The organism is Paraglaciecola aquimarina (assembly GCF_032464635.1).
Classification (GTDB): Bacteria; Pseudomonadota; Gammaproteobacteria; order Enterobacterales; family Alteromonadaceae; genus Paraglaciecola; species Paraglaciecola aquimarina.
The window spans coordinates 1,799,392-1,825,996 of sequence record NZ_JAWDIO010000002.1 but is presented as its reverse complement, the minus strand read 5'-3'; the positions used below and the strand labels follow the sequence as shown (position 1 = coordinate 1,825,996).

The 26,605-nt window shown below is 41.1% G+C and carries 19 protein-coding genes and 7 pseudogenes; 8 read left to right on the top strand and 18 right to left on the bottom strand.

Going from position 1 to position 26,605, the window contains the following annotated elements; translation table 11 throughout:
• Positions 1-63 precede the first annotated feature (63 nt).
• Entirely contained in the window at positions 64-768 is a 705-nt protein-coding gene (locus RS130_RS09275; RefSeq protein ID WP_316025723.1) for a DUF445 family protein, read from the top strand.
• Between the two features lie 209 nt (positions 769-977).
• Here RS130_RS09275 and RS130_RS09270 read toward each other — a convergent pair whose 3' ends face one another.
• The 4 genes from RS130_RS09270 to RS130_RS09255 all read right to left on the bottom strand — a co-directional run bounded on the left by RS130_RS09270 (position 978) and on the right by RS130_RS09255 (position 5,755).
• On the bottom strand, positions 978-2,819 hold the full coding sequence (locus RS130_RS09270) for an ABC transporter ATP-binding protein (protein ID WP_316028015.1): 1,842 nt from the start codon (positions 2,817-2,819) through the stop codon (positions 978-980).
• 82 nt (positions 2,820-2,901) lie between these two features.
• On the bottom strand, positions 2,902-3,315 hold the full coding sequence (locus RS130_RS09265; RefSeq protein ID WP_316025722.1) for an MAPEG family protein: 414 nt from the start codon (positions 3,313-3,315) through the stop codon (positions 2,902-2,904).
• 445 nt (positions 3,316-3,760) lie between these two features.
• Positions 3,761-4,588, bottom strand: a complete 828-nt coding sequence (locus RS130_RS09260; protein WP_316025721.1) for a GH12 family glycosyl hydrolase domain-containing protein — start codon at positions 4,586-4,588, stop codon at positions 3,761-3,763.
• A gap of 276 nt (positions 4,589-4,864) precedes the next feature.
• Positions 4,865-5,755 carry a LysR substrate-binding domain-containing protein gene (locus RS130_RS09255; protein ID WP_316025720.1) on the bottom strand — a complete coding sequence of 297 codons (891 nt, stop codon included), beginning with the start codon at positions 5,753-5,755 and terminating at the stop codon, positions 4,865-4,867.
• Between the two features lie 123 nt (positions 5,756-5,878).
• Here RS130_RS09255 and RS130_RS09250 point away from each other — a divergent pair, with 123 nt between their 5' ends.
• A complete protein-coding gene (locus RS130_RS09250) occupies positions 5,879-6,211 on the top strand; it encodes a hypothetical protein (protein ID WP_316025719.1) in 333 nt (110 codons plus the stop codon).
• Here RS130_RS09250 and rlmB read toward each other — a convergent pair.
• The 4 genes and pseudogenes from rlmB to RS130_RS09230 all read right to left on the bottom strand — a co-directional run bounded on the left by rlmB (position 6,208) and on the right by RS130_RS09230 (position 10,433).
• Entirely contained in the window at positions 6,208-6,945 is a 738-nt protein-coding gene (gene rlmB, locus RS130_RS09245) for a 23S rRNA (guanosine(2251)-2'-O)-methyltransferase RlmB (protein WP_316025718.1), read from the bottom strand. The genes RS130_RS09250 and rlmB overlap by 4 nt on opposite strands.
• Positions 6,946-9,358, bottom strand: a pseudogene (rnr, locus tag RS130_RS09240) (ribonuclease R). It abuts the gene before it with no gap.
• 106 nt (positions 9,359-9,464) lie between these two features.
• Positions 9,465-10,049 (bottom strand): tetratricopeptide repeat protein, encoded by a 585-nt coding sequence (locus tag RS130_RS09235; protein WP_316025717.1) that lies wholly within the window; start codon positions 10,047-10,049, stop codon positions 9,465-9,467.
• A gap of 147 nt (positions 10,050-10,196) precedes the next feature.
• Positions 10,197-10,433, bottom strand: a complete 237-nt coding sequence (locus RS130_RS09230; RefSeq protein ID WP_316025716.1) for a TIGR02647 family protein — start codon at positions 10,431-10,433, stop codon at positions 10,197-10,199.
• Positions 10,434-10,678: 245 nt separating this feature from the next.
• On the opposite strand from RS130_RS09230, the pseudogene fre reads away from it, so the two are divergent.
• Positions 10,679-11,379: pseudogene (gene fre / locus RS130_RS09225) on the top strand (NAD(P)H-flavin reductase).
• 5 nt (positions 11,380-11,384) lie between these two features.
• On the opposite strand, the pseudogene trmL reads toward fre, so the two are convergent.
• The 5 genes and pseudogenes from trmL to RS130_RS09200 form a co-directional block, all read right to left on the bottom strand.
• Positions 11,385-11,848, bottom strand: a pseudogene (gene trmL / locus RS130_RS09220) (tRNA (uridine(34)/cytosine(34)/5-carboxymethylaminomethyluridine(34)-2'-O)-methyltransferase TrmL).
• Positions 11,849-11,936: 88 nt separating this feature from the next.
• Positions 11,937-12,908: an alpha/beta fold hydrolase gene (locus tag RS130_RS09215; protein ID WP_316025715.1), complete on the bottom strand. Its 972-nt coding sequence runs from the start codon at positions 12,906-12,908 to the stop codon at positions 11,937-11,939.
• Positions 12,859-13,344, bottom strand: coding sequence for a CBS domain-containing protein (locus RS130_RS09210; protein WP_316025714.1), 486 nt, complete (start codon positions 13,342-13,344; stop codon positions 12,859-12,861). The genes RS130_RS09215 and RS130_RS09210 overlap by 50 nt, the downstream gene beginning before the upstream one ends.
• Positions 13,345-13,636: 292 nt before the next feature.
• Positions 13,637-14,430 (bottom strand): annotated as a pseudogene (locus RS130_RS09205) (ATP-binding protein).
• Between the two features lie 593 nt (positions 14,431-15,023).
• Positions 15,024-15,728, bottom strand: a complete 705-nt coding sequence (locus RS130_RS09200) for a response regulator (RefSeq protein WP_316025713.1) — start codon at positions 15,726-15,728, stop codon at positions 15,024-15,026.
• 171 nt (positions 15,729-15,899) lie between these two features.
• Between RS130_RS09200 and RS130_RS09195 the strand changes: the two genes are divergently transcribed.
• A complete protein-coding gene (locus RS130_RS09195) occupies positions 15,900-16,133 on the top strand; it encodes a hypothetical protein (protein ID WP_316025712.1) in 234 nt (77 codons plus the stop codon).
• Between the two features lie 53 nt (positions 16,134-16,186).
• Complete coding sequence (locus RS130_RS09190) at positions 16,187-16,714, top strand: Spy/CpxP family protein refolding chaperone (RefSeq protein ID WP_316025711.1); 528 nt, start codon at positions 16,187-16,189, stop codon at positions 16,712-16,714.
• A 131-nt stretch (positions 16,715-16,845) separates the two neighbouring features.
• Here RS130_RS09190 and RS130_RS09185 read toward each other — a convergent pair.
• The 5 genes and pseudogenes from RS130_RS09185 to argE form a co-directional block, all read right to left on the bottom strand.
• A pseudogene (locus RS130_RS09185) lies at positions 16,846-17,253 on the bottom strand (methylglyoxal synthase).
• 202 nt (positions 17,254-17,455) lie between these two features.
• Positions 17,456-19,333 carry a sulfatase-like hydrolase/transferase gene (locus RS130_RS09180; RefSeq protein ID WP_316025710.1) on the bottom strand — a complete coding sequence of 626 codons (1,878 nt, stop codon included), beginning with the start codon at positions 19,331-19,333 and terminating at the stop codon, positions 17,456-17,458.
• Between the two features lie 151 nt (positions 19,334-19,484).
• Positions 19,485-20,834, bottom strand: a complete 1,350-nt coding sequence (locus tag RS130_RS09175; RefSeq protein ID WP_316025709.1) for a glycoside hydrolase family 16 protein — start codon at positions 20,832-20,834, stop codon at positions 19,485-19,487.
• A gap of 486 nt (positions 20,835-21,320) precedes the next feature.
• Entirely contained in the window at positions 21,321-22,256 is a 936-nt protein-coding gene (locus RS130_RS09170; protein ID WP_316025708.1) for a hypothetical protein, read from the bottom strand.
• An 83-nt stretch (positions 22,257-22,339) separates the two neighbouring features.
• On the bottom strand, positions 22,340-23,485 hold the full coding sequence (gene argE, locus RS130_RS09165; RefSeq protein ID WP_316025707.1) for an acetylornithine deacetylase: 1,146 nt from the start codon (positions 23,483-23,485) through the stop codon (positions 22,340-22,342).
• 338 nt (positions 23,486-23,823) lie between these two features.
• On the opposite strand from argE, the pseudogene argC reads away from it, so the two are divergent.
• The 3 genes and pseudogenes from argC (at position 23,824) to RS130_RS09145 (ending at position 26,605) form a co-directional block, all read left to right on the top strand.
• Positions 23,824-24,841: pseudogene (gene argC, locus RS130_RS09160) on the top strand (N-acetyl-gamma-glutamyl-phosphate reductase).
• Positions 24,842-24,851: 10 nt separating this feature from the next.
• Positions 24,852-25,632, top strand: a pseudogene (argB, locus tag RS130_RS09155) (acetylglutamate kinase).
• A 43-nt stretch (positions 25,633-25,675) separates the two neighbouring features.
• Entirely contained in the window at positions 25,676-26,605 is a 930-nt protein-coding gene (locus tag RS130_RS09145; RefSeq protein WP_316025704.1) for an ornithine carbamoyltransferase, read from the top strand.

The following is a 26,605-nucleotide window of genomic DNA, read 5'->3' as shown; positions in this document are numbered from 1 at the left end:
ACACGAGCAAATAACTTGCTATAAAACCCGCCTAGTTTTAATTGACGTAACAGCAGGCCTCTCTTGAACAAAAATATTATCACCAACGTTTTCGCTGCATTGTGCATAGCCGCTGGATTTATATTAAAAAATCCCATCATTGAAACCGTAGGGCTATTCGCCTTATCTGGTGCACTCACCAACTGGTTAGCTATTCATATGTTGTTTGAAAAAGTCCCCGGCTTGTATGGCTCTGGAGTTATTCCCGAGCACTTTGAAGATTTTAAACAAGGTATTCGCAATTTAATCATGCAGCAATTTTTTACTACCGAGAACATTCAACGCTTTATAAGTGACGGCAAACAGAACATAGATTTGAACTTGGGACCTATTATCGAAAAAGTTGACCTTGCCCCTACTTTTGACTCTTTAGTAGCGGTTATCCAAGCCTCATCATTTGGCCAGATGCTAAATATGTTTGGTGGCGTTGAGGCATTAGAGCCACTTAAACAGCCCTTCATCGACAAAATGACCGCATCAATTAAAGACATCAGCCAAAGCGAACAGTTTAACGAAATAGTCCAACAGCAACTGCAACACCCTAAAATGGGCGATGACCTGCAGCAGAAAATTAACGACATAGTTGAAAAGCGCCTGAATGAGCTTACGCCCAAAATGGTGAAGAATATTATTCAACAAATGATCAAACAACACCTAGGCTGGTTAGTCGTATGGGGGGGCGTATTTGGCGGTTTAATAGGTTTAATGACTGCTTTAGTACGAGCGTAAGTCAGTAAATAAAAGCGAGGGGTGAGAAACGAGCTACGCACATATGCGGCGAGTGTCGAGCCTCTAGCTACGAGTCTAATATTCGTAGCTATTAGTTAAAGCCAGCTAAACTGTTCTCGATAAAGATACGAGCTCAAAACAGTTTAACTAAACACCTACGGTAAAAGAGTTTAGCGCGATAACTTCGAATGAAGCACAAGTTTCATTTATCACTCCAACCCAATAAACCCTCCGGTTTGATGTTCCCATAACTTGGCGTAAATTCCGCCTTGTTCGAGTAATTCTGCATGAGAGCCCTGCTCAACAATACGACCTTTATCCAATACTAATAATCGATCCATTTGCGCTATGGTCGATAACCTATGAGCGATAGCGAGTACTGTTTTGTTTTCCATTACTTTGTTTAAACAGTGCTGAATAGCCGCTTCGACTTCTGAATCTAAGGCAGAAGTCGCTTCGTCCAAAATCAGTATTGGCGCATCTTTTAGCATGACTCTAGCAATAGCAATACGTTGGCGCTGACCACCTGATAGTTTCACCCCGCGCTCACCTACATGGGCGTCGTACCCCGTACGGCCTTGTAAGTCAGATAAAGTCTGAATAAATTCGTCTGACTCAGCTTGCTTAGCAGCTTTTAACATATCTTCTTCACTGGCGTCTAAACGACCATATAATATGTTGTCACGCACTGAACGATGCAATAAAGAGGTGTCTTGGGTGACCATACTAATATTGGCGCGAAGGGACTCTTGTTTAAGATCACTAATATCTTGACCGTCAATTTTTATGCTGCCACTTTGTACATCATAAAAACGCAACAGTAAATTCACTAAAGTTGATTTACCTGCACCAGAGCGGCCAACTAACCCCACTTTTTCACCAGGTTTAATTTTAATGTTTAGATCTCTAAATACCGAAATAGGAATATCACCTGCGCCTTGATAGCCAAAGTTAACATTTTCAAAATGAATCGCTCCCCCTTGCATGGACAACGCTTTCGCCTGAGGCTTGTCTTTTACATCAACTGGCACAGATAGGCTGTTGATACCATCTTGTACAGTACCAATATTTTCAAATAACGATGACACCTCCCACATGACCCACTGAGACATACCGTTTAAGCGCAAGCATAAGCTCACTGTGATTGCTATATCACCAGGAGTGACTAACTCTAACATCCATAAATAAATAGCCAGAGCACTAATGCTAAACACCAATAGAGCATTGCTAAACCAAACACAACCGTATAACACAGTCGCTAAACGCATCTGTGGATATACTTTTTGTAAAAAGCCTAACATTCCTTCTTTGGCATATTCAGACTCACGACTGGTGTGGGCAAATAACTTGACGGTAGTGATATTGGTGTAACTATCAACGATACGCCCAGTCATCATAGAACGGGCATCGGCTTGCTTTTGCGACACTCGTTTTAATTTGGGAATAAGCACACGTAAAATAATGACATACACCACAAACCAAATGATCAAAGGCGCGGTTAAACGCCAGTCAGCGGTAAACACTAAAAATAAAATGCTGACAAAATACACACTCACATACACCAAAATATCGAGTGTTTTCATCACGGTTTCACGCACCGCCAAGGCAGTTTGCATCACTTTGGTCGCAACCCGCCCAGCAAATTCATTTTGAAAGTAACCTAAACTCTGACCAATCACATACCTATGGGCTTGCCAGCGAATTTTCATTGGGAAATTCCCCATCAAACTTTGATGAGAAACCATAGACTGAGTGACGACCAACAAAGGCAACACGACCAACACCAGCAACCCCATCCAAATTAAGCTTGACGAGTTTTGTTCTATGAAAGTGGCACGATCGCTAGCTGCTAACAAGTCAACAAGTTGGCCTAAAAAACCAAATAACGAGACTTCTAACGCCGCAATACTTGCTGCCAAAATGGAGACAGTAAAAATGGCTGGCCACATACCTTGGGTATAGTGGCAACAAAAGGCAAAAAGAGTGTTGGGTGGCTGCTTAGGATGTTCAGCAGGAAACGCATTGGTTAAGCGTTCAAAAAATGAAAACATAAAATTCATATAACAACGGCTAATAAGACGTACATGATAACTCAACTAGCCGCTATCTGGATAAAGTATAATAGCTTTTTGTTTAGATAAATTTAACAGCAAACATGCTTAACCAATAAATCGCAATGGCGACTTGCAATAGAAAAAATACAAAACGAATCTGCACCGCCATAACACTTGTCGACGCTAGATGGGTGACAGATTGTCCTAATCTTGCTCCTAGCATCCAAAATGCTAAACCATCAGTAATAGCGGTTGAATCGGTTGCTAGTGCTAGTAACATTAAACCACCAATAAAGCTAAAGCCTTCAATCGCATTAGCGTGAGTCCTATTTATACGCAAACCAAAAGCAGGTTCGCCAGCAGCATCTGTACTGAAACTATTCGGCAGTTTAACTTTTTTCTGGATCAGACTTGTGCGATAGCTAACCATCACAATTAGCAACACAAGAATTAATCCAATGTACCCCATTAGAGCAAGAATAGTGGCATTCATAAATCGTTCTCAAAATGTAAAACTTCACAATACACCAGCTAAAAGTCCAGACCTAGAAATTTAATATAAGGCTAATAGCAAGCAACAAGACAGGAGCCGGGAATTACGGCAGGTATCTGCTGACCAAACCGGTGCAGTGCGCTAGAAAAAATAGAGCATTGACAAACCTATCCTCATCTCAAAGCCATCATCTGGCACGTTGCCGCAAGAGCAAAAAAGCCAACGGATCTCCGGCTTAAAATACTACCGGAGTGACAGGTTCAGCGAGGCATTGGAATGACACAATTGGGAGACGCGGGGATAACAGGACTTGCTAGACACTGGGATGACTACCTAAAAAACGTCATCCCTGCATGCTGTTAACGGGGATCTAAACTCTCAAAATAGAGGGCGTGGTAAGTGGCAAGATGCTGCTTATCCAGTTCGGATATCCGTTTTACTGCAGTTATTTTTGGTAGTGAACGCTGAACGCCTTTACCCACGTGATGCCAGAGCCGCTCATAATCTCATTTCCTAACTCTACATCCGCTACATATAGGTTGTCGGGGATTAAACTCTCTTGGACCGCATAATTCAGAAGATGTAAGGCTGGGATCATAGCGTGCATAGACGATTGCTTGGCCTTAAATGATACACTCACCCATTTATTGTCATTCATACCCGACTTATCGTCCCACTCTTTTTGATACCACACCTCCCAAGTAATACCGTTAACTGTGAGTTCACCACGTTTACGGCCAGCAGGGCTGAAGTGCCCATCTGTTGCATATGTCCAAATCATAATCTCAGCAGTAATTACCGCAGGATTCGGCTTGCTTCCAGTATAAGGCTCGCTAACAAGCCAAGTAGTGGTAGCAATATTATGCTCCCCATTCGTAAGGATTTCGACATCATGGGCTATCTCCAACTTTTTGAGTTCAGATATTTTTAGCGGAAATGCGCTATCAAATTTAGGCTCAGGAGCCCAAGGTGAAGAACCAATCTTTATTTGTGGATAGGCATAGATAACTTGGCGGCCAACAGGCCAAGCCCAAGACCAGCCAAAAACAGTTTCACCACCAACAATCTTCTTCTCTAAACACTGACTCCAAGTATCATCTGCCGCTGCATGCTTATTCCATACATTGTTATTAATAATCCCTAACTCAGTCTTAAGGCTATAGTAATCACCGCAGTTTATTGTCGTAGATTCAGGTTTTACCCACACAGGCGGCTTATCGCTCCCCAGACAAGAGAATAGTGATATCGCTAAAATAATGATGACAACTCTCAAAGCTCAATTTCTTGTAGTGATGGTATGCTGGTACTCAAAATAGCAAACAAACCAAATAAAATCTCATCAACAAGCGCAAAGTAGCGTCACTATTGACTTGAAAGTTAGTTGAGCCCCATCATTCACAACCGCGGCAATTATGGGTGTCCCAATTATATTTTCTTCACAACCGCTGCAATTATGGGTGTCCCAATTGTATTTTCTTCACAACCGCGGTAATTATGGGTGTCCCAATTGTATTTCTAAATAGAGCTCATCTAAATGGTACTCATTGCGTTACTTGATTGCTGACAAAGCTAGTGTTAACCAACTCGCGAATAGTTTCACTTTTCTTCGTTTGAAGTGGTGGGCCGGGGCCACTAAGTAATAGGAATAAAAACTGGGGTCAGAAAAATTGAGCAACATCACCAATTGTTGTTTTTGAATTTGTTCGTATATCAAGTTGTAACGTAACATCGCAATCCCCTGACCCGCAATGGCCGCATCTACTATGGTCACGGTCGAATCTTCCACCTGCAACACTCTGTTGAATTTATCGTCTTGTAAATCGTATTGTCGTAAAAATGCCTGCCAAGCTTTACCGGTAATAGGTCCTATTTCTTCTAACACAGGAAGCTGATACAAATCTTCTGGCACCATATTTGGCCGCATCAAACTAGGATGACACACTAAAACGTATCTATCGCCTAAAACAAAGCGACTCTCTAGGCCAGAGTATTTACCTTCGCCAAACCTAAGGGCCAAATCGATATCGGTATCGTCAAAGCTACGCACCCGATTTGAAGGCTCTAGGCGCACTCGAATATCTGGATATTGCTCTTGAAAATCTTGTAGACGAGGTACTAACCAACGTGTGGATAATGATTCCACCACAGTGACATTTAACACTTTAGGATCACTATCTTGCTGTAGTGCTTTCACTCCCCGGGCAAAGCTATCAAATCCAGCTTGAATATCAGGCAACAGGCGTTTGCCTTGTTCAGTAAGTTGAACCTGACGTGTTCCCCTAACAAAAAGTGGCACACCTAGATGTTGCTCTAGGGTTTTAATATGTTGACTAATCGCCGCTTGGCTGACGAATAACTGCTCAGCGGCTTGTTTAAAACTTAGGGTTTGTCCGGCAACTAAAAAATATCGCAGGGCATTTAGCGGAGGTAATTTTTGCATTTACCACACCCAATAATTAAGTAAAACTTAACTGTATGTTAGTTTTCATCGTTTGTCAGCAAGCTTATTTAATTCTAATTTAAGGATACCCAACAGGGTATTTAACTGATTAAGGAGCGGCCTATGAAAATCACCAAAAACAACCTATTGAACGCTATATTATTCTCGATAATAGTATTGTCACTTGGCTTAAATAGCTATGCAAATGAGGCAATAGAGGAAAAAATATTCACTCAAGAAGGCTATCCCTATAAGATGCTCATTGACAGGGCATCACAAGTAAAACTTATGTATAAAGGAACTGACAACATCACTTGCCGAGTAGAAGTGACCTACAAGCAGCAAACATGGGTAGGACAAGAACATAAAACTAAACAAAAAAAATTCGCCACTAAGCCTCTAGGAGAATGTATGGACAGAGACTTAGCGAAGAAGATTCTTAAGGCAATCTTTTAACTACGTTGCCTAACAATCTCGTACAAACATACACCCGTTGCTACCGAGACGTTCAAACTAGACACTGAGCCGGCCATAGGTAACTTAATTAACTCATCACAATGTTCACGAGTTAAGCGTCGCATACCTTTGCCTTCTGCACCCATGACTAAGGCCATTGGCCCGCTTAGTTTACAATCAAAAATATTGTTTTCGGCTTCACCTGCAGTACCCACAATCCACACACCAGCGTCTTGTAAGTCGCGTAAGGTTCGCGCTAAGTTAGTCACTTGCACCAATGGAATAACGTCCGCAGCACCGCAAGCGACTTTGCGCACAACCGGAGTAAGCGCCGCTGATTTGTCTTTAGGTACCACTACGGCATCTACACCTGCCGCATCAGCGGTACGCAAACAAGCCCCCAAATTGTGAGGGTCGGTTACGCCATCTAAAATCAATAAAAACGGGGTTTTGCTAGACTCAACTATGGCCGCCAAGTCATTTTCATTAAATTGTTTTGCTGGCTTCACCTTGGCGACTACACCTTGATGTTGACCACCATCCACTTTGTCGTCTAAGGTTTTGCGCTGACAAAATTGAACCGAGGCACCAAATTTTCGCGCTTGCGAAACAATTGAATGAATGCTTTTATCGTCGCGACCTTTTAGTACAAACAGTTCGATTAGGCGCTCAGGCTCTCGCTGGATCACAGACTCAAGGGCATGAATACCGTACAACCACTCTTGTTGAGCCATTTATTTACTCCTCTTCCTAGATGAACTAGCAGGTTTATTGCGAGAACTTTTGGTTTTACTTGAGCTAGCTCTAGGCTTTTTAGCCACCGTTTTGCTGGTGCTTTTTTTGCGACCAGTGGCTGGCTTGTCTTGCGCTTTGCTTGCTGAACTTTCTAATTTTTCGGCCGTTTGGTTAGCGGTTTTCTTCTTACGACTACGTACACTCTTTTTACCAGCAGAGCGTTTAATATTTTTACCATGAATACCGTCTAGTAAAAAATCGATTTTACGCTCATCTAAATTAACCGACGCGACTTTTACTTCAACCGGATCACCTAAGCGATATACCACTCCCGAATTTTCGCCAATCAAATACTGTTTCACATCATCATAACGGAAGTAGTCATTGTCTAAGGAAGTGATATGCACTAAACCATCAATGTGGAATTCGGTTAACCTGACAAAAAAACCAAAATTGGTCACAGAAGCAATGACACCTAGGAAATACGTCACCGACATGATCCAGCATGAATTCACACTTCAACCAATCTGCCACATCGCGAGTGGCATCATCGGCACGGCGCTCAGCCATAGAGCATTGTTCACCTAGCGCTTCTACTTCATCTGCTGAATAAGCTTTGCCTCCAGATTTGCTCTTACGCTGGTTTTGCTTATCAATAATTGCTTTTAGTGCACGATGCACCACTAAGTCTGGATAACGACGAATTGGCGAAGTAAAGTGTGCGTAAGCTTGTAGAGCTAGGCCGAAATGACCGATATTCTCGTGGTCATATACGGCTTGTTTCATCGACCTTAAAAGCATGGTTTGAATCAATTCTTGATCTGGCCGTCCCTGAATTTTCTCTACTACGTCGGTGAAGTCTTGGGGCGAGACTTCACTGCCAATTTTATGGCTAATGCCTACTTCAGCGAGATAAGACAAAAATGATGACAATCTATCAGCGTCGGGTTCTGCATGTACTCTGAATAAAGCTTCAGCTTGATTTTTCTCGATGGTTTTAGCCGCTGCAACATTGGCTAAAATCATACATTCTTCAATCAATTTATGTGCATCGTTTCGCGTCACAGGCACAATATGATCAATTTTACGCTGGGCATTAAAAATAAACTTACTTTCTTGAGTGTCAAATTCAATGGCACCACGTTTGTTACGAGTACGTTTTAAAGTACGGTACATGTCGTGTAAGTTCTTTAAGTGCGGGACTTGTTCGGCATAGCGTTTATGTAACTCTGGATCGCCCTGCAAAATATCCCAAACTTTCGTGTAGGTGAGTCGGGCATGAGAATTCATCACCGCTTCGTAAAACTGGTGTTCGACTAATTTCCCTGTCCCATCGATGGTCATTTCACAGACCATACACAAACGGTCAACTTGTGGGTTTAACGAACATAGGCCATTAGACAGAACCTCTGGCAACATAGGAATAACTTGTTCGGGGAAATAGACCGAGGTACCGCGGTTTTGCGCTTCACTGTCTAGTGCCGTGCTAGGACGTACGTAATAACTTACATCCGCAATCGCCACCCACAATTGCCAACCACCTTCATCTAATGGTTCACAAAAAACTGCATCATCGAAGTCTCTAGCGTCTTCACCATCAATGGTAACCAAAGGCAGTTGGCGTAAATCGACTCGGCCTTCTTTGGCTTCATCAGGGACTTGCTCCGTCAAACCTTTAGTTTGTCGATCAACACCTTTAGGCCAATGATGAGGAATATCAAAGGTGCGCAATGCCATATCAATTTCCATACCTGATGCCATATGCTCACCTAGTACTTCGACTATTTTACCAATGCCATTGACTCGTTTACGCGGGCGCTGCACGATTTCTACTACCACTATATGCCCTTGTCGGGCACCATTGGTTTGTTCTTTAGGGATCATGATCTCGTGGCTGATTCGGCTATCATCTGGTATCACTATGCCCACGTTATTTTCAAAGAAATAGCGACCAACAATTGGCTCTGTGCGAGGCTCAACAATTTTAGCGATACGCGCTTCACGTCTACCACGATTATCGGTACCGCTTTCTTTGACCAGCACTATATCGCCATGTAACACCGTGGCCATTTGTGCTTGGTGGATAAATAGATCTTTCTCGCCGTCGTCACGTTTTAGAAAACCAAAGCCGTCCCTGTGACCAATGACTTTACCCTGGATCAGTTCTTCCAGTTTTAATTTGGCGTATTTTTTATCGCGATTGAACTCAATTTGCCCCTCTCGCTCCATCGCTCGCAGGCGACGTTGAATTCCAATGCGACTCTCTTCATCTTCGGCATTGACCAATTGGCAAAACTCTAAAAAAGACAGAGGCTTTTTCGCCTTGACTAGTAATTCGAGTAAATATTCTCGACTGGCCACTGGATTATCATATTTTTCTTTTTCGCGTTGATAGTAGGGATCGTCGCTCATAGGCCTTGCAGTTTTCATTGGCTAAATTTAATGCCGTTAGTATACCCAAGTTATACGCTCGGGTATTTAGAAATTAATGATTGTTTAATGACTTAGTGCAGAAAACTTAAGAATTAAGGGGACGCTTAGCTTTTCGCACCGCTTTTGGGTGCATCAGTTTTGCAAGATCTTGCATGCACTTGGCGATTTTCTCATGGATTTTTTTATCAGCTGTGATGGCGTTGTATAACCAGTGATATGCATCTTCATAATCGTAGGGGCTACCATATCCTTCAATAAACAATTCAACCAAACGAATTTGTGCCTGCAAATTTCCCAGCATAGACGCTTCTCGTAAAAACACTATGGCTCGCTCTTTGTCTTGTTGCACTAGTTTACCTTGAGCATAGTAACGCCCTAACTGTTCAAGTCCTGCGGGCAAGCCTTGCTCTGCAGAGCGATGCATAAAAGCCACCCCTCTTACTGGATCGGCATCGACACATACTCCCCACGCTAACATGTCACCCCACAGAAATTGGTATGCTGGGATCAATAACGTATCAGCGTTGGCTTGAATATCTTGCACCAATTGGCATTTATCTAGCACTACACGGGCTAAATGTTCATTTCGATTAATAAGGTTAATTAATTCATCTTGAGAATATAACTGAACCGCCTTCACTTGCTCTGCGGCAAAGCTTGATTGAGCCATACTAACGGCGGTCAAAAAGGAAAAAAGTAACGTTGATAAGCGCTTTGATAGCATAATTAAGTCGTGCCGTTTTAATTTCATACACCCTATATCGGCAATATTTTGTATTCTATAAAATTTTTCGATATAGGGAGTGCATGCCTGTTTTTACTTAGCGGTTAACGCCAAGTTAATAACTTGCCCATGTTCCAATAAATCATGGCCTAAGTCAGTTAAATAGCCTCCATCAGGCAAAGTTGTAATGCCTTTGTCAAATAGCCTTTGCGCCGCTGAAACCGTAGTCTCGTCTGCGTCATGGTGAATTTTTAGACCTTGCATTAAACTTTTATTTGGAAATTTTAGTAATAGATTTAGTTCTTCAACCATTTCAGGTGAAAATGTCATAAATAATCCTCTTTTCTTATCGCAAGTGTTTGAGTGATGACCCCGCTTAAGTCCAACACCATAACAGGATTTCAACTCACTAACATAAAACCTTGAATTATCAGCGTAAAGCGACTCGTATATCAGCACTCATACGTTTATAATCCATTTCCTGAGCCTAAATCTCAATGCGATGAATATCAAAGGTTATTTGTAATAATTACTGATTAATATTCAAACTAACAGTCATAAAACAGAAGAACGCCATGCCAAAAATTACCTGTCAGGTCGATAAAATTGAAGCACTAACCAAGGTAATTAGCCGAGTAGTGTTAACGCCTGAATCACCATTAAACTTCTTTGCAGGACAGTATTTGCAAGTGGTTATGGGCGATACCGATAAACGCCCTTTCTCCATTGCTAATGCCCCTAGAGAGGATGGAACTATCGAGTTACATATTGGAGCTGAGCCATAGGCAACCAGTATGCAGGCCAAGTGTTAGAAAAAATGCAGGCTGAGGGTAAAATTGACGTCGAAGGAGGTTTGGGTGACGCGTTTCTCAAGAAAATATGCACTCGTCCAATCATTCTTTTAGCGGGCGGAACAGGTTTTTCATATACATTTTCAATTTTAGAAAAGCTCTTGTCTGAACCTGTACCTGCACCTATTCATTTATTTTGGGGCACACGTACATTCGAAGACATGTACGCGTTTGAACAACTAACGGCTTTAGCCGAACAACACCAACAATTTACCTTTGTGCCCGTAGTAGAAATACCAGACGAAAACTGGCAAGGGAAAACGGGGTGGGTGCATCAAGCGGTGCTAAATGAGTTTTCCGATTTAAGTGCTTACAAGGTGTTTGTAGCGGGCCGTTTTGAAATGGCAAAAACAGTTAGAACAGATTTTTGCCAACAAGGCCTTGATAGCAAAAACCTATTTGGCGACGCATACGCATTTATTTAGCAAGGCTAAACGGCGCCTTCAAAGTCAAGTTGGCGCCACGCTTCGTATACAAATACCGATACTGCGTTCGACAAATTCATACTACGACTTTCAGGCAACATAGGAATTCTCACTCTTTGTTGCTCGGGTAGTGATTGAATAAAGTCATCTGGCAAACCTCGCGTTTCTGGCCCAAAAATCAAAGCATCACCCGCTTCATATTTAACCTTAGCGAAAAAGGCCGTTCCTTTGGTGGTACAAGCAAATAAGCGTTTTGGATGGCGGGCGGCGATATAGGCTTCTAAATTTGGATAACGCTGAACTTTGGCAAATTCATGATAATCCAACCCCGCTCTCCTTACTCTTTTGTCGTCCCATTCAAAACCTAACGGTTCAATTAAATGCAGGGCGAAACCTGTATTGGCGCAAAGACGAATAATGTTGCCGGTATTGGGGGAATTTCTGGTTGGTATAATACGATATCTAACATGCAGGTCTTATTTTTGAAATGTAATGACAGAATAATAGCAAAATAACAGCCAACAATAAGCACAATTAAAACGCTTTAATGCTGTCGTTTAGCTTTGCTGAATAAAAGTAAGCATCTCGCCTAGACAAACGTCACGGTAACTATCTTGCTCAGCAATCAACTCATGTTTAGCATCTTTGATAACCACCAATTTTACATGGGGCATATCATTGGCGACTCTAGCTTGACGCGTATTGTCTACCACAGTATCGCCACCTGCTTGCAGCACCAATGCGGGGATAGGAAACTCTTTGACTTGTTGTTCAATTTTATCCATTGCAACAATGGCTGCTGCTAGCCAATGACCTGTTACACCGCCAAGCTTAAGCTGTGGCAGGGCCTCATATTCTTGACGAAATAATTGATAGCGAATGGCACTATGGGTTAATTCATTGTCGGCAAATAAATTAGGTGAATAGCCTTTTTGGCCAAAAAAGTAGTTGATTTCTTTACCGCTCATCCGACTAAGCAAAGCATGACTTTTCAATAACAAGTGAGCAAGCCAGCTAGGCAGTGTCGGTTTAATGCCAAACATAGGCGCTGACAATATGATGTTTTTGAACAAATGAGGACTATCTAAAACTAACAAGGTACCAATCGCCCCGCCCATAGAATGACAAATCAAACTAGCTTTATGCCGAGAGAGAGGATTCACCACTTGATGCATAAAAGTTTTGCAGTCAGCCACATAATCATCAAAGCTATGGACAAAGCCCATTTGCGGATCCTGCGTCATCCGCCCAGACAACCCTTGGCCTCTATGGTCATGAATGAAGACCGAATAACCTTGCTGGTATATATCAAAAACAAACTCTTTGTATTTGAGTAAGCTCTCAATTCGCCCACTCACAATCACTACTGAGCCTATGGCTTTAGGGTGAACAACGTAAGCATAAGCTATGTCTATATCAGCCACGCCTTTAAACAGACCTTGCACGACTTGTTGCTGCCAAAATGGCTGGATCACATGGTCAAAATGTGCGGCCAATGTGGACTCTGAGGTAAAGGAAAATTGGTTCATGTGCGTTATGCTTTACTTTGTTTCTTTCGATTGTGATTTTTTCAATCTCAGTAAGAATATCTCGCCACGTTAAAATGCCGATTGGCTGATTTTTTTCATTAACAATCGGCAAACAAGAAATATTGTGTTTGTTAATAATCGCAATTGCCGCAAAAATATCTTGCTCGGCTTTTGCACATATCGGCCTACGAGACATAACTTGATGTACTTTTTTATTTAACGTAGCCGTGTCTTGCGCCTTTTCTCTTGGTGTATCAATATTGGGACTAATGGTTTTAAGTAAGTCTCTATCAGAAATGACACCGTACAATACGCCTTTTTCCACAACCAAAATATGATGAAATGATGCGTTATCAAATGTCTTTTTTACTAGCCTTAGGCTGTCATCTAACTCAACAGTAATGACATTTTTTGTCATCAATTTTTCGATTTTCATTATTACATAACCTGAGTTCTGGATAAGAGTTATGGTTTAAGCTAAACACTAGTTTACGCTAAGCAATATCAATATAATTCAATGATTTAACATGTTTTTGTCTACATAACCTCAACTGAATGTGACTCGGTAACGAAATTTTTCGTGTATAACAAGGCGGATTGTTGTACCTACTAACGTGTTATTGCTAAACAATCCAACGCCGCTAAACACGAAAAGAGCGTTATCCAGAGGTTCGGCTTATCCAAGATTCAGGTTACATAGCACTCCTAAGACTAAAGGCTCATTCTCTTTATACCTCTACTATTGGCAAACAAACCTTAACTTGTAAACCTCCGGTTTCTCGATTGATCGCGTGTATTTTTCCATTGTGCTGCAGAATAGCTCTACAAGCGATAGCTAAACCTAAACCTACCCCACCACTGTTTCTGTCTCTGGCAGTGGACGAACGATAAAAGGTTCAAATATTTTCTCAATTTGTTGCTCATCAATGCCATCTCCATCATCAGCAATAATGCACTCCAATTGGTTGTGATTTACCGTAATAGATACCTGAATTTGGCTGACAGAATAGTGAATAGCATTACGTAAAATATTTTCGATAGCACTACCCATCAGTTGCGGATCGATCAACAGCTCAGGATTGTCAGTCGCATTATAAGTGATTACTTTGCCCTTCTGTTGTGCTTCAAACATAGCATCATTCAGAATAGGCGACATCAATTGTTCGAACATGATGCTTTGTTTATTTAGCACTGCCGCTTGATTATCGAGTCTGGATAACATCAAGACTTGGGCGATCATACTCTCAATTTGATTCGCTTCTTTTTCAATGCGTTCCAAAGCTAGCTGAGAATCGACTGAAATATGCTCAGACGGTTGTTGTTGGGCAATACCTATGGATAACTGTAAACGGGCTAATGGAGAACGAAGTTCATGTGAAATATCTGCCAATAAGCGTTTTTGTCCGTTCAGTAACATTTCTACTTTTTCAGACATAGAATTAAAATCTCGACTGAGCTGACCAATTTCATCCATTCGAACACTAGCATTACCCACTCTAGCAGCCAAATCACCGCTAGCCATTCGCCTAGACGCCCGTTGCACTTGGATAATAGGCTTTAATAATGAGCGCACAAACAAGTAACATAGACAGCCACTAAAGGATATTAAAAAGAAAGAAAATAGTCCTGGATACTCGTGCCGAATAAGCCTCAAAGAGCCACCAGGTTGGTTAGTTGCAGTAAATAACAAGTAAGTTTTGTCGTTTTTGTTGATTTCAACTGGTCCAATATAAACTCGGCCTTGGGTTTCCATCACTAAAGCCGAACTTTGCTGATCGAACTGTTCCAAAAGTTGTTTAGTCTTAGTCTGATTGTCCTTTAGGCCAAATATCGCAGTACTCGTGTCCGCGTCCACTAAGACCGCCCAAAAGCGGCTGCGTTTGCTTAACTGCAGCGCATAGCTTTTGACGTCAACGTCATTCTTATTAATTTGAAATTGAAACCTACGGGCGACTTGATTCAATTCCTTTAATTGGTTTGGTTTTAATGGGCGATACTTCACCCCAGAGTCCAACTGCTGAACCAACCAAGTTGAACTCATAAAGATTAAGAACGTCGCTAACCAAAACCAAAGAAATACTCTAAAAAATAAACTCCTTGCAGGATTTAGTCGTGCTAAGAAAGGCATGTTTTCGCCAAGTATTGATAACCCGCACCACGCAGCGTTTTGATTTTTTCTTCAGCGCTGTGCTTAGCCAGTTTTTTCCGTAAGTTACTGACATGCATATCGATACTACGATCGAAAGCGGCCAACTTGCGGCCAAGTACCTTTTCACTGATATCTTCTTTACTGACTAACTTACCTTGATTAATCATCAATAACTGCAATACAGAAAACTCTGTACCGGTTAGTACCAATAAATGACCCGCGCAATGCACCTGTTGGGTCGAAGGTGATAACTCTACATCATCTAGTTTCAGGTTTTGCTGAATGCTATTGCTAGGCAGCATCGCCATACGCCTGACCAGCGCTTTGATCCGTGCAGACAACTCTCGATGATTAAATGGCTTGGCTAAATAATCATCAGCGCCAATCTCTAAACCAAGAATTTTATCGTAGTCATCGCCTTTGGCGGTCAGCATTAAAACAGGTGTTAGATGACTGGATCGTAAACGTTTTAGGACTTCAAATCCGTCTAGCTTGGGCAACATTACATCTAATAAAATCAAGTCATAATGAGTACTTGATGTCGCCATACTCAAGCCCATTTCGCCATCATTTGCAATATCGATATTGTATCCTTGGGGTCCTAAATATTGCGATAACAACTGAGTAAAATCAGTGTCATCATCAATTAGTAATAGATGTTTGTTTGTCATGAACTTGCCTTAATACCTGAGATGTACGCACTATAACGCAGCTTAACTCTTTACCCTATTTGTCTTTACACAAGCTTTACAATGCCTATAAGTTTCTTTGCATTCCATTGTCTAAACTACCTCACATGCTCAATCGAACATTGAGCTTAACTTTAACCAAAGGACAATATTATGCGTAAACTAATAACAATCGTCACCCCCATTGCGTTAGCCGTTACATTAACACTTTCAAGTCAGGTATTGGCTAAACCTGAAAACGGCCATGACGCCCACAGAATGGCTAAAGTACTTTCACAACTATCACTTTCCGAAACACAGAAACAAGATATTAAGCAAATATTTAAACAGAGTCGTGAAGACCGTCGCGCTTTAGGGCCCAATGGCTCAACGAGTAAAAGGAACTAGCCGCCTTAATTCATTCCAATGAATGGAATCAATCAGCGGTAGAAACCTTGTTGTTGGAACAACAAACTAAAATGTCTGACGCTGCATTAAAACGCGCAGAAAACAAACACGCAGTATTAAATGTGTTATCCAGTGAGCAGCGTGACCAATTATCTGCGATCATGGAACAACGTTCAGCCAAAGTTGACGGCAAAGGTAAGCGAAAAGGAAAGCGTAAAGGTGAAGGCAAGCATAAAGGAGAAAGAGGTCTAAAACGTGCTCTATCTACAGAACAGACAGCTGCAATAGAAAGCATCAAGAGTCAGGCTAAAGAAGCTGCAAGTAGCTATCGAGAAAAAATGAAGTCCTTTAAGCAAGCTGAACGAGAGCTCATTGCGAGCGGCGAATTTAGTGCCGATGCATGGCTATCATTAAGCGCAGAATATAAAGATGATTTCTATGAGATGTCAATGTTGCGAGCAAAAAGCAAACACGATATATGGAATATATTGACGCCAGAGCAACAAAGTAAAATGCAGCGTATGATGAAAAGAAAGCATAAAGGTGAGCGTAAAGGAAAAAGGCAACCAATAGAAGCCTAACATTTGCAGCGTTTTGGTTATGAAAAGCCCTACCTACTGCAACTCTGTGGAACAGTATAAATAGAGCTTAACTATGCAGCCAATAGATTGGACACCAAGTAAGATGTTAACGACTTGCTTGGTGTTTTTTCTTAAAAATTAGGAATAATCCTTTTATATTCTGAGCCAATAAATAATGGCGATGTAATCAACATATCTGCAGTAGCTGTGGTGCATGCTACCGGCAAGTTCCATACCGAACACAGACGTAATAACGCTTTTACATCTGGATCATGGGGCGCTGGATTTAGAGGATCCCAAAAAAGATCAAGCAGTCTAATTTTTGTTCGGCGATTAACGCACCGATTTGTTGATCACCACCTAGAGGGCCACTTTTGAATCTATGCACATCTAAGTTCAGTTCCTTTTGTAAAATACCACCTGTTGTACCAGTGGCTACCAGTTTATGTTTAGCCAATTCCAATTTATGTGAAAGAGACCAGGCTGACCAAATCTGGTTTTTTATGATCATGTGCGACTAAGGCAATCGTTTTTTGCATATGCTGTAAGAGTAATTTTAGAATGTAGACTTGCAGCATACCAATTCAAGCTAAGAATTAAAGCGACAAATTTACTTATTTTTAGGAAAGCATGTTCTTCATTGCTTGAAGCCAGCTTGGCTAAGCAAATAAAAAACCACCTAATGAAATAAATCATAAAGGTGGTCTTAAAGTATATTTAGTTGTAACTATAAAATTTTGATTACCAATTAGGTCTTTGCAAATTAGTGATATCTTTTGCCGGCACTAATTCTTTAGGAATATCGATAATTTTGTCATCTGAGCCAGCAGCAAAATTACTAATGTTATAGCTATTCTTAGTCGACCAATCCATTTCAACACGGCCGTCGCCCAATACAATATTACCTAACTTATTACGAAACCAATTAGCCAAGGGCATATACTCAAGTGTATAAGCAATGTTATTTCTTTCAAGTGGATCATTGCGAAGATCATACAAGGCCATGTCCGCTTTTAACACGTGGCTATTTAAGGCCCAAGTGATATTGTCATTTAAGTAAGGCGTTTCAGCCACAGTTCTTTTATCACGAGTGCGCATCGAAAATGCAAAGTCATTAGTGCGCATATACGCTCTATGGCCAGATACTAGATTCATCTCACCTAAAATATAATCACGACGGAAGGTCTTATCATTAGCAATCTTGTCTAGATCAACGCCATCTAAATAATTGTATAGCTTGTCTTCAACATCGATATTCGCAGCGGCCATTAGTGTAGGCGCAAAATCCACATACTCAACCAGCTTGTCTACCACTTTACCAGCCGGGAATTTTTTCTTATCTGATGACACCACTATCACCGCACCATTAAGAGACTCTTTCCAAGAACCAAACTTAGCCATAATCCCTTGTTCGCCAAGATGCCATCCGTGATCTCCCACAGTAAATACAATCAGATAATCACGACCTTGCTGCTTTGAATATGCCTTAAAGTCTTCTACGGCTTCACCGATTAAAGAATCACCAAAAGCAGTAAACGCATAGTAATCACGGATGGCCTGTTGTTTATGTTCAGGTTTCATTGCGTCAGTTTTAGATTCGTTATAAATCTGCATTTGTTGAGGGGTAAAAGTGGCTAATTCTTCGCTATCAAAAGCCGGCACTTTATATTTCTTGTCTGCAAACTGCTCACGAAACTCTTTGGGAGGCATCACGGGAGTGTGAGGTAAATGGAAACCTAAATTAACAAATACAGGCTTATCTTCATCTGCCCCCTGTACTTTTCTTCCCGCTAGTGTTTTATATGTTTTACCCGCATTTTGTAAGTAATTTTGATATTCGTCAACAATACGAGCGTCAACGGTTTTATCCGCTGGTTGTGGATTAACTCCACCTAAAATAAGCCCTTTATTAATTCGAGTATAAGCTCTCAGTATATCAAACTCTTGTTCTACATCATCCACTACAGCTTGCTCTGCAGCCGTTAACAACCGGTCTTGTTTTGATAAAACATAGGTTTTCTTACGACCATCTGGATAATACACGGTTTCTTTACTATCTCGGCGTAAAAGCAAACCGTCAATCAGACCATAAGCCCCAGTTTGGTAAAAGCCCCCAAAACCTTGACGATATAAATCTCGGTTAAATTCTATTTCTAGATCAAAAATAGTACTCTTTCCCGTAAACGTTTCTCTTATAGCATGATGGGTTTTACCAATAATTGCAGTACTATAACCTGCATCTCTTAGGCTTTGAGAAACAGCAGGCGTAGCAAAATCTGTATCTTGGTGCACTTGTTCCCAAGCATACTTACCTGTTCTAAATGGGTACTTTCCTAAATGCATTGAGGTACGAGAAGGACCACAGGCCGGTGATTGATTATAAGCGCGAGTAAATAACACCCCTTCACTAGCAAGTTTATCTATATTAGGCGAAGACACATATCCTAATGCACTTTCACTTTTACCTGTAGTCGCGCGATTGTAAGCTTGAATAGAATCAGGACGGTGATCATCTGTAATGATCCAAAGAATGTTTGGTTGCTGTGTTTTCGCCAAGGCCGCTCCAGCAAAGATCAACATACCTAAACCAGCTAACACTCTACATTTATTATCTTTCACTATTATCCCTCTGAGACAACTAGGCTTCTTTACTCACAAAAAAACCCTTGTATTGATGAATCTTTAAATTGTATACAATTTACAACATTTTTTAAATAAAGGCCATTTTAGTTTACATCAAACTTACAACATGCCGATCTTTCACTCAGGTTTATTTAGCTTGATAGTATCTTACGTAGTCAATCGTCATTGCGGTACCATCTAAGGCATCGGTGATTTCGCCAGAATAATTCCCTTTCAAAATAGCAAGACTGAACAAAATAGTCGTTTCACTAAAACATGCATCGTTACGTAAAGTATAATAAAGCTCACCGTCGAAGTAGAAGCGGAAAAAGTCTTCATCCCACGCAACACCATAGGTGTGATACTCCTCGCCAAAGTTAGCAATATCAGATGACTGGTAATCATGAAATACTTGCCACTTTTGGCCATCAAAATATTCAAGGGTAAAGTCTGTCATTAGGTTACGTGCGGCTAACTTAGGCTCTAGCCAACCATTGTTGATTCCATCTTGTGCCAACAAACCATTCACTAGCTGAATCCCGCCAATTTCTTTTTTATCCGCCCATTCATATTGGATCCATTTCTTGCCTGTGGAGCGTGATATCCAGCGAGAATCTAAATTATTGTCGACTGAGAACTTGGTTTTAGCTCCTTCAGCACTATTAGTCCCATTGTTAGTGATAGTGACATCTGCAGCTGCTGCATAATTGATAATCTCATTATCTAGCGCTTTATGAGCATCTGGAAACGCTTTTATCCCAGCAGGAAATACTCTAAATTCTCGTAAGTGAACGGCTTTAGGATTTTTCGAGGTCAGGCGAATTTTGTTGGTGGAAATAGCTTTATCTAAAACAATATTATGTTCTGGCTGTCCCACTAAAGTATGGGCAATTTGATTGCTATAGTGTTTTTGCTTACCGTTAGCTAAGGTCCATTTATCTGTCCAATTATGCACATTTGAGTTAATTACATTTGGATAGTGGCCTTCATTAATATCCACTTCACACTGTTTTTCACCTTTAGGTGAACCATGTTTAGGCCATAACCAAAATGAATTGTTGGTGGCAGGTGCAGCAGCATATTTGTATCTGGCTTCAAAATAACCATAACCAAAATTCTGTTTGGTCCATACGTTACCTGAGGTCCAATCTTGCCCTGCGCGAGTTTCTTTTTTGGTGATCAATTTTAGCTCACCATTTTCAACTACCGCATTTTCACGCCAACGACTACTTGCCACTAATGGGTGCTCAGTGGCGCCATTTTGTGAAATCCAATTTTTCTCTAACTCGTCGTTGGCATAATCAAATTCATCATTCCACACTAAATGCCAATCATCTACATTCAGTCTGTTACTTTCCACTTGACTAGTAGGCGCCATGCTAGTTTTACCTTTGCCACCTTTTGCCGAAGCTTTTTCCACAAAGCTTACACTATTACAGGACATCAATATTCCTGTCACAACAGCACAAGTGCTTATATTCGTTTTCAATCTATTCATGTTTACTCCTATTAACTTGTATTCAGCTCAATGCAAAGTAAGTGACTTATCTACTATAAAAAGCCTGTTTTAAGAAAAACACACTGGTTAAGTTTCAGACAAAACCCCCGAAATCATTTCTATTATAGATACAAAAATAAAATACTAACATGTAAATTGAATACTGTTAACCATTTACCAAAAGAGAGAGTAAGTTGATTTCTTAGGAAACAGCGCCAGTTTAACTAATCAGTATTGCTATTAAGATAGAACTCAGGTTGAGTAACCTGAGTCCTGGATAAGTCGAACCTCTGGATAACGCTCTTTTTGTGTCTAGCGGCGTTGGGTTGTTTAGCTGAGGTCATTTAGACAAAAACATATTGAGTTATTGAATAGGCGTCGGTATGCAGAAACGGCAACTTCCTCTTCAATAACGAGAACGCCGGAGAAAACCTGCTAGGACATTCCTTTGAGGGAAGTTCTACATAACCTGGATCCTAGTTGGTATCAGTTATCGAAAGAAAACCAAAGCTCTTTTCGTTCAGTAGGTAAAAACGAAGACGACTCGGCGGTATCAATTGTAAAAATTCGTCGCTTGGCTATATCTGCTTTAGCAATATCCATGGAAAAATAACGGTTGAACAACTGATCAAATGAACCATCAGCTAGACACCTATTTAAGCCTAGTTCAATGGTTCTAGCCAAGGCGTTGTTTTCATTGGCTACGAAAAAATACAGTGCGGTTGGGTAGTGAATCGCCAATGTAGGCTCGACTGAAATATTATCAAGTTTATTTAATGAGTCTTCGTACCATATTTCAAGTACGGCACGAGGGAAATAATCAAAGCGAGAATGTTGCAACATATCCAATAATTTATCGTTGTTGAGTGCAGTAACTAAATTAAACTGATTATGTTCCAAGATCTGGGCATCAGTCCAATCAGCTCCTTGGCCAGCAAAAGGCAACTTAAGTTGTTCAACGGTCGAGATATTGGCAAATCGATTTAAATCATTGCTACGCACAAAAAACAACCGTAGCCCTATTAATCCTTTAAACAGAGGAATTCGAATAGGTCTAGAGTTTTGTTCCAACTTTGCGTTGGTGTGCATCCAGGTCACATGAAATACCCCCTCTTCGAGCAATTTAGCTCGGCGGCTAGACACAACGTCCGGTAAAATTACCGATTCAGCCGTATACTCTCGCCCAGATTTATCTAAGGCTAAGAGTAATAGCTCTTGCAAATAGGCGGCTTTCTCTGCCCAACGAGGGTTATTTTCTCCTGACAAGGCGAAACGTATATGATTAGAGTAATCGGGGTGTTGACTGATGGGTAGAGGGTTGGATTTTAGTGTTTGGGATAAACTCGTAAATGGGGTTACAAGGTAGATCACTGCTAAAGTGATAAACACATTAACACTAAAAATCGTCTTATAAGTGTTCACTTTAGCCCTTAAATAAATCCATCTTCTATGAATTTATACAAGTGAAGCTGTTTTATCAATCATTACTGCGCAAAAAGCAACCATCAGAGACACACTTTGTAAATCATTTGTTGTAAAATACGTACCGTAGGCTCCACATAATCCAATGAAACAAACTCGTCTGGTTGGTGAGCTTGCTCGATACTGCCCGGTCCTAACACTATGGTGTCGCAGCCTAATCTATTTATAAACGGGGCTTCAGTGGCATAATTTGCTGTTTGGAATGTTTTACCCGTCAGTTGTTCAGCTAAAGCCAGAATATTTTGCTCATCCCGACAAGAAAATGCTGGGGCCGACGGGAACATTAATTCTAAACTCAATCTATTGGGGTACTTAGCATACACTGGTGCTAACGCCTCATCGATCAACGATAGCGCTTCTGCATCAGGTAATTCTGGCGTGGCACGTAAATCAAAATTCAACGTACAGTGACCACAAATTCGGTTTTCGCTATCGCCACCATGAATATGCCCCAAATTCATAGTCACGTGGGGCACACTAAAAGCCTTATCAATATATTTACTTTTTAAGCGAGTCTGTAACTCCATTAGTTGGCCAATAGCATGGTGCATGATTTCAATCGCGTTTACACCTTTGTCGGGATCGCTAGAGTGACCAGATTTTCCGTGCACATCTAACCTTTGGGCGATATGCCCTTTGTGCTTATAAATTGGCACCAATTCTGTAGGTTCACCAATAATGGCCATGTCAGGTTTAATTAATTGCTGCTCGGCAAAAAAACGCGCACCTGCCATCGACGTTTCTTCATCTGCAGTGGCCAAGATGTAGAGAGGCTTTTTTAATGTATTTAGTGGTACTGTTTTTAAGGCCTCAAGTATGAAAGCAAAAAATCCCTTCATATCACATGTGCCTAGGCCAAATAATTTATTGTCTTGTTGTTTTAAACGAAATGGGTCTGATTGCCATAAGCCTTCGTCAAAAGGTACAGTGTCAGAATGACCACTTAACAGTAAGCCTCCTTCACCACTGCCTATTTTTGCCAGCATGTTATATTTACTTCGAGCATTAGGCACTGATTGAATAGTTATTGTAAAACCCAAATCTGAAAACCAACCTGATAAGAGGTCAATTAGTGGCTTGTTTGTTTGGTCTATTTTTGGGTCAAAAGCACTTATAGATGGACTCTCAACGATAGACCCATAGAGATCTAAAAACGAAAAATTTGGCATAAGACTCCACCTAAATAATTATTCACTTTATTTGCATAACTATATAAAACATGTCAAACTATCTGGCTATAACAAATGGGCTGAGAAACCTTTGTTTTCCCCCATTCGCTAACCCTATATAAATTGGCTATTTAACGCATATGTACATATTAGTTTCAACAATTTTAACAGTTTACAGTTCCCTGCCTAGCTTCGCCAACAGCTTGTATCGACGATAAGTCGACGTTGCGCGTCTAGCTCACTCTTTGCCATAAGTGTTATATTTGGCAAAGAGTGCTTTTTATTCCCATTAATTTGTATTGTATTTAGCTCATTTAGAGCCCATTGAGAAATTTCTTATGATTAAAACTTGTATTATTGGAGCTAGTGGCTACGCTGGAGCCGACCTAGCTAGGCTTATACAACACCACCCTGAATTTGATTTAGCGGCCTTATTCGTATCAACAAACAGCGCCGATGCAGGTAAAGTTTTGGGTGACATTCATCCCAAGTTATTCAATCAAGTGAACTTGCCACTCACTGCCATTGATGAATCTAAATTAGCATTATTAGCTGAAACTTACGATGCAATCTTTTTAGCAACACCACACGAAGCAAGTCATCAATGGATGCCAGAACTTACAAATAAAAAAGCAGTGATACTTGATTTATCTGGTGCCTTTAGAATTAAAGATAAGCAGGTCTTCGAACAGTTTTATGGCTTTGCTCATACCGCTAGCGATTTATTAAGCGATGCGGTTTATGGTTTAGCCGATTGGCACCAAGCCCAAATTAAGCAAGCTAATTTAGTTGCGGTACCTGGATGTTATCCCACCGCTTCGTTAACCGCATTGAAGCCGCTTCAACAAAATGCATTATTGGATGCCGCTCATTTTCCAATTATTAATGCGGTATCTGGTGTATCCGGAGCTGGGCGTAAAGCGGCTTTAGGCACAAGCTTTACTGAAGTGAGTTTAACTGCCTATGGTGTGTTAGGTCATCGGCACCAACCAGAGATATCTGAGTACTTAGGCGCGCCAGTTATTTTCACTCCCCATTTGGGTAATTTCAAACGAGGAATACTCGCCACCATCACGGTGAAAATTGCTGCAGGCGTGAACCAAGCGCAAATCGAACAGGCATATACCGATGCCTATGCAAACACACCTATTGTTAGAATTCGCAATACCTTGGCCGAAAGTAGATGACGTTGCCAACACGCCATTTTGCGATTTATTTTGGAAATATGACCAAACCACAGGGTATTTGGTTGTGACCAGTGCAATTGACAATTTATTGAAAGGAGCAGCATCGCAGGCAGTGCAATGTGCGAACTTACGTTTTGGTTTTGAATCACATTTAGGTCTGGTGCAATAGTATGTCAAATATGCCAACTCTAGTAATTAAAGTCGGTGGCGCTTTTATGCAATCTGATTCCCACGCTTTAGCGTTACTAAATACACTTAGCAAATTGCAGCAAAGCTATCATCTTGTGTTAGTTCATGGCGGCGGGGCTATGGTCGAAGAACTGATGCAAGCGCTAAACCTTAAGAGTCAAAAAATTGATGGTTTACGAGTCACGCCAGCAGAACACATGCCTTACATCACCGGTGCATTAGCCGGAACCGCTAACAAGCAGCTTTCAAGTTTAGCCATTCAAGCAAAACTAACGCCCGTGGGGCTAAGTCTAGTGGACGGCAAAATGTGTACCGCCAAGGTCATGCGTAAAGAGCTTGGCGCCGTTGGCACGGTGCAGGCAAATGACCCAACGCTGTTAAAATTACTCGTGCAAACAGAGATGTTACCTATCATCAGTTCTATTGGTGTAGACGCCTCTGGACAATTATTGAATATAAATGCCGATCAAGCTGCAACTGTGATTGCCCAGCTACTAGACGCTGAGTTATTATTGTTGTCCGATGTGCCTTAGCGTATTGGATGCGAATAAAGTACTGATAAACGAATTAACCAGTGAGCAAATTACCCAACTGGTTGAACAAAACGTTATTCGCGATGGCATGATAGTTAAAGTTGAAGCGGCACTTACTGCAGCAAACAGCTTAGGCCGCAATGTCACGATCGCAAGCTGGAAAGATTCAGATAAATTATTGGGCTTACTGCAACAACAAGCAGTAGGCACAAAAATATTTCCATCGCAAACGAGTTAAATTAAATACGTAAAACACACAGAATTAAATACAAGGCACGATCATGAAACAAGATCTACTTTCTTTTAAAGACTGGACTGACGAGCAACTTAAAAGTTTGCTTGCTCTAGCAAAAACAATTAAAGCCAACCCCGCTGGTTATCGTACGGCCTTAGATGGTCTGTCAGTGGTTGCTTTATTTGAAAAACCTTCACTGCGTACTCGTGTTAGTTTTGATATAGGTATTAATAAATTAGGCGGACACTTAGTCTATTTGGATTCTCAGTCAAATAAGTTAGCCGGCCGTGAAGATGTTAAAGATATGGGCGCCAATTTGGCCTGCTGGGCAGACGCTATCGTTGCTCGCGTTTTTGCACATAGTACACTAGAAGAATTAGCCGAATCAGCCAAGGTCCCTGTTATTAATGCGCTGTGTGACATGTATCACCCTTGTCAAGCAGTGGCTGACTATTTAACGATTAGTGAACATTACGATGATTTGAGTAAGGTTAAACTCGCTTATATTGGTGATGGCAATAACGTGACCCATTCTTTGATGTTAGTGGGGGTGGCACTGGGGTGTGAAGTAGTAGTGGTCACACCAAAAGGCCATGAAGTTGATGAGAATATCGTTAAACTCACTCAACAGCGCGCAGCCAAGTTTGGCGGCACACTGACCATTAGTAATGACATCGATGCCGCGATTGGCTCTCAAGTTCTGTATACAGACACTTGGCTTTCAATGGGCGACAACACGCCTTTGGCAGATATTAAAGACACTTTTTCTGGCTTTGAAATAGATGAGGCGCTAATGGAAAAAACCGGTGCAGATTACGTATTACATTGTCAGCCAGCGCACCGCGATTTGGAAATTAGTGGCAGCTTGATTGACGGTGAACAGTCTTTATTATTCCAACAAGCTGAAAATCGTATGCACGGTCAAAACGCAATTTTGGTACAATTACTGGCTAGTGATTTTCAGCCAAAAAATTAG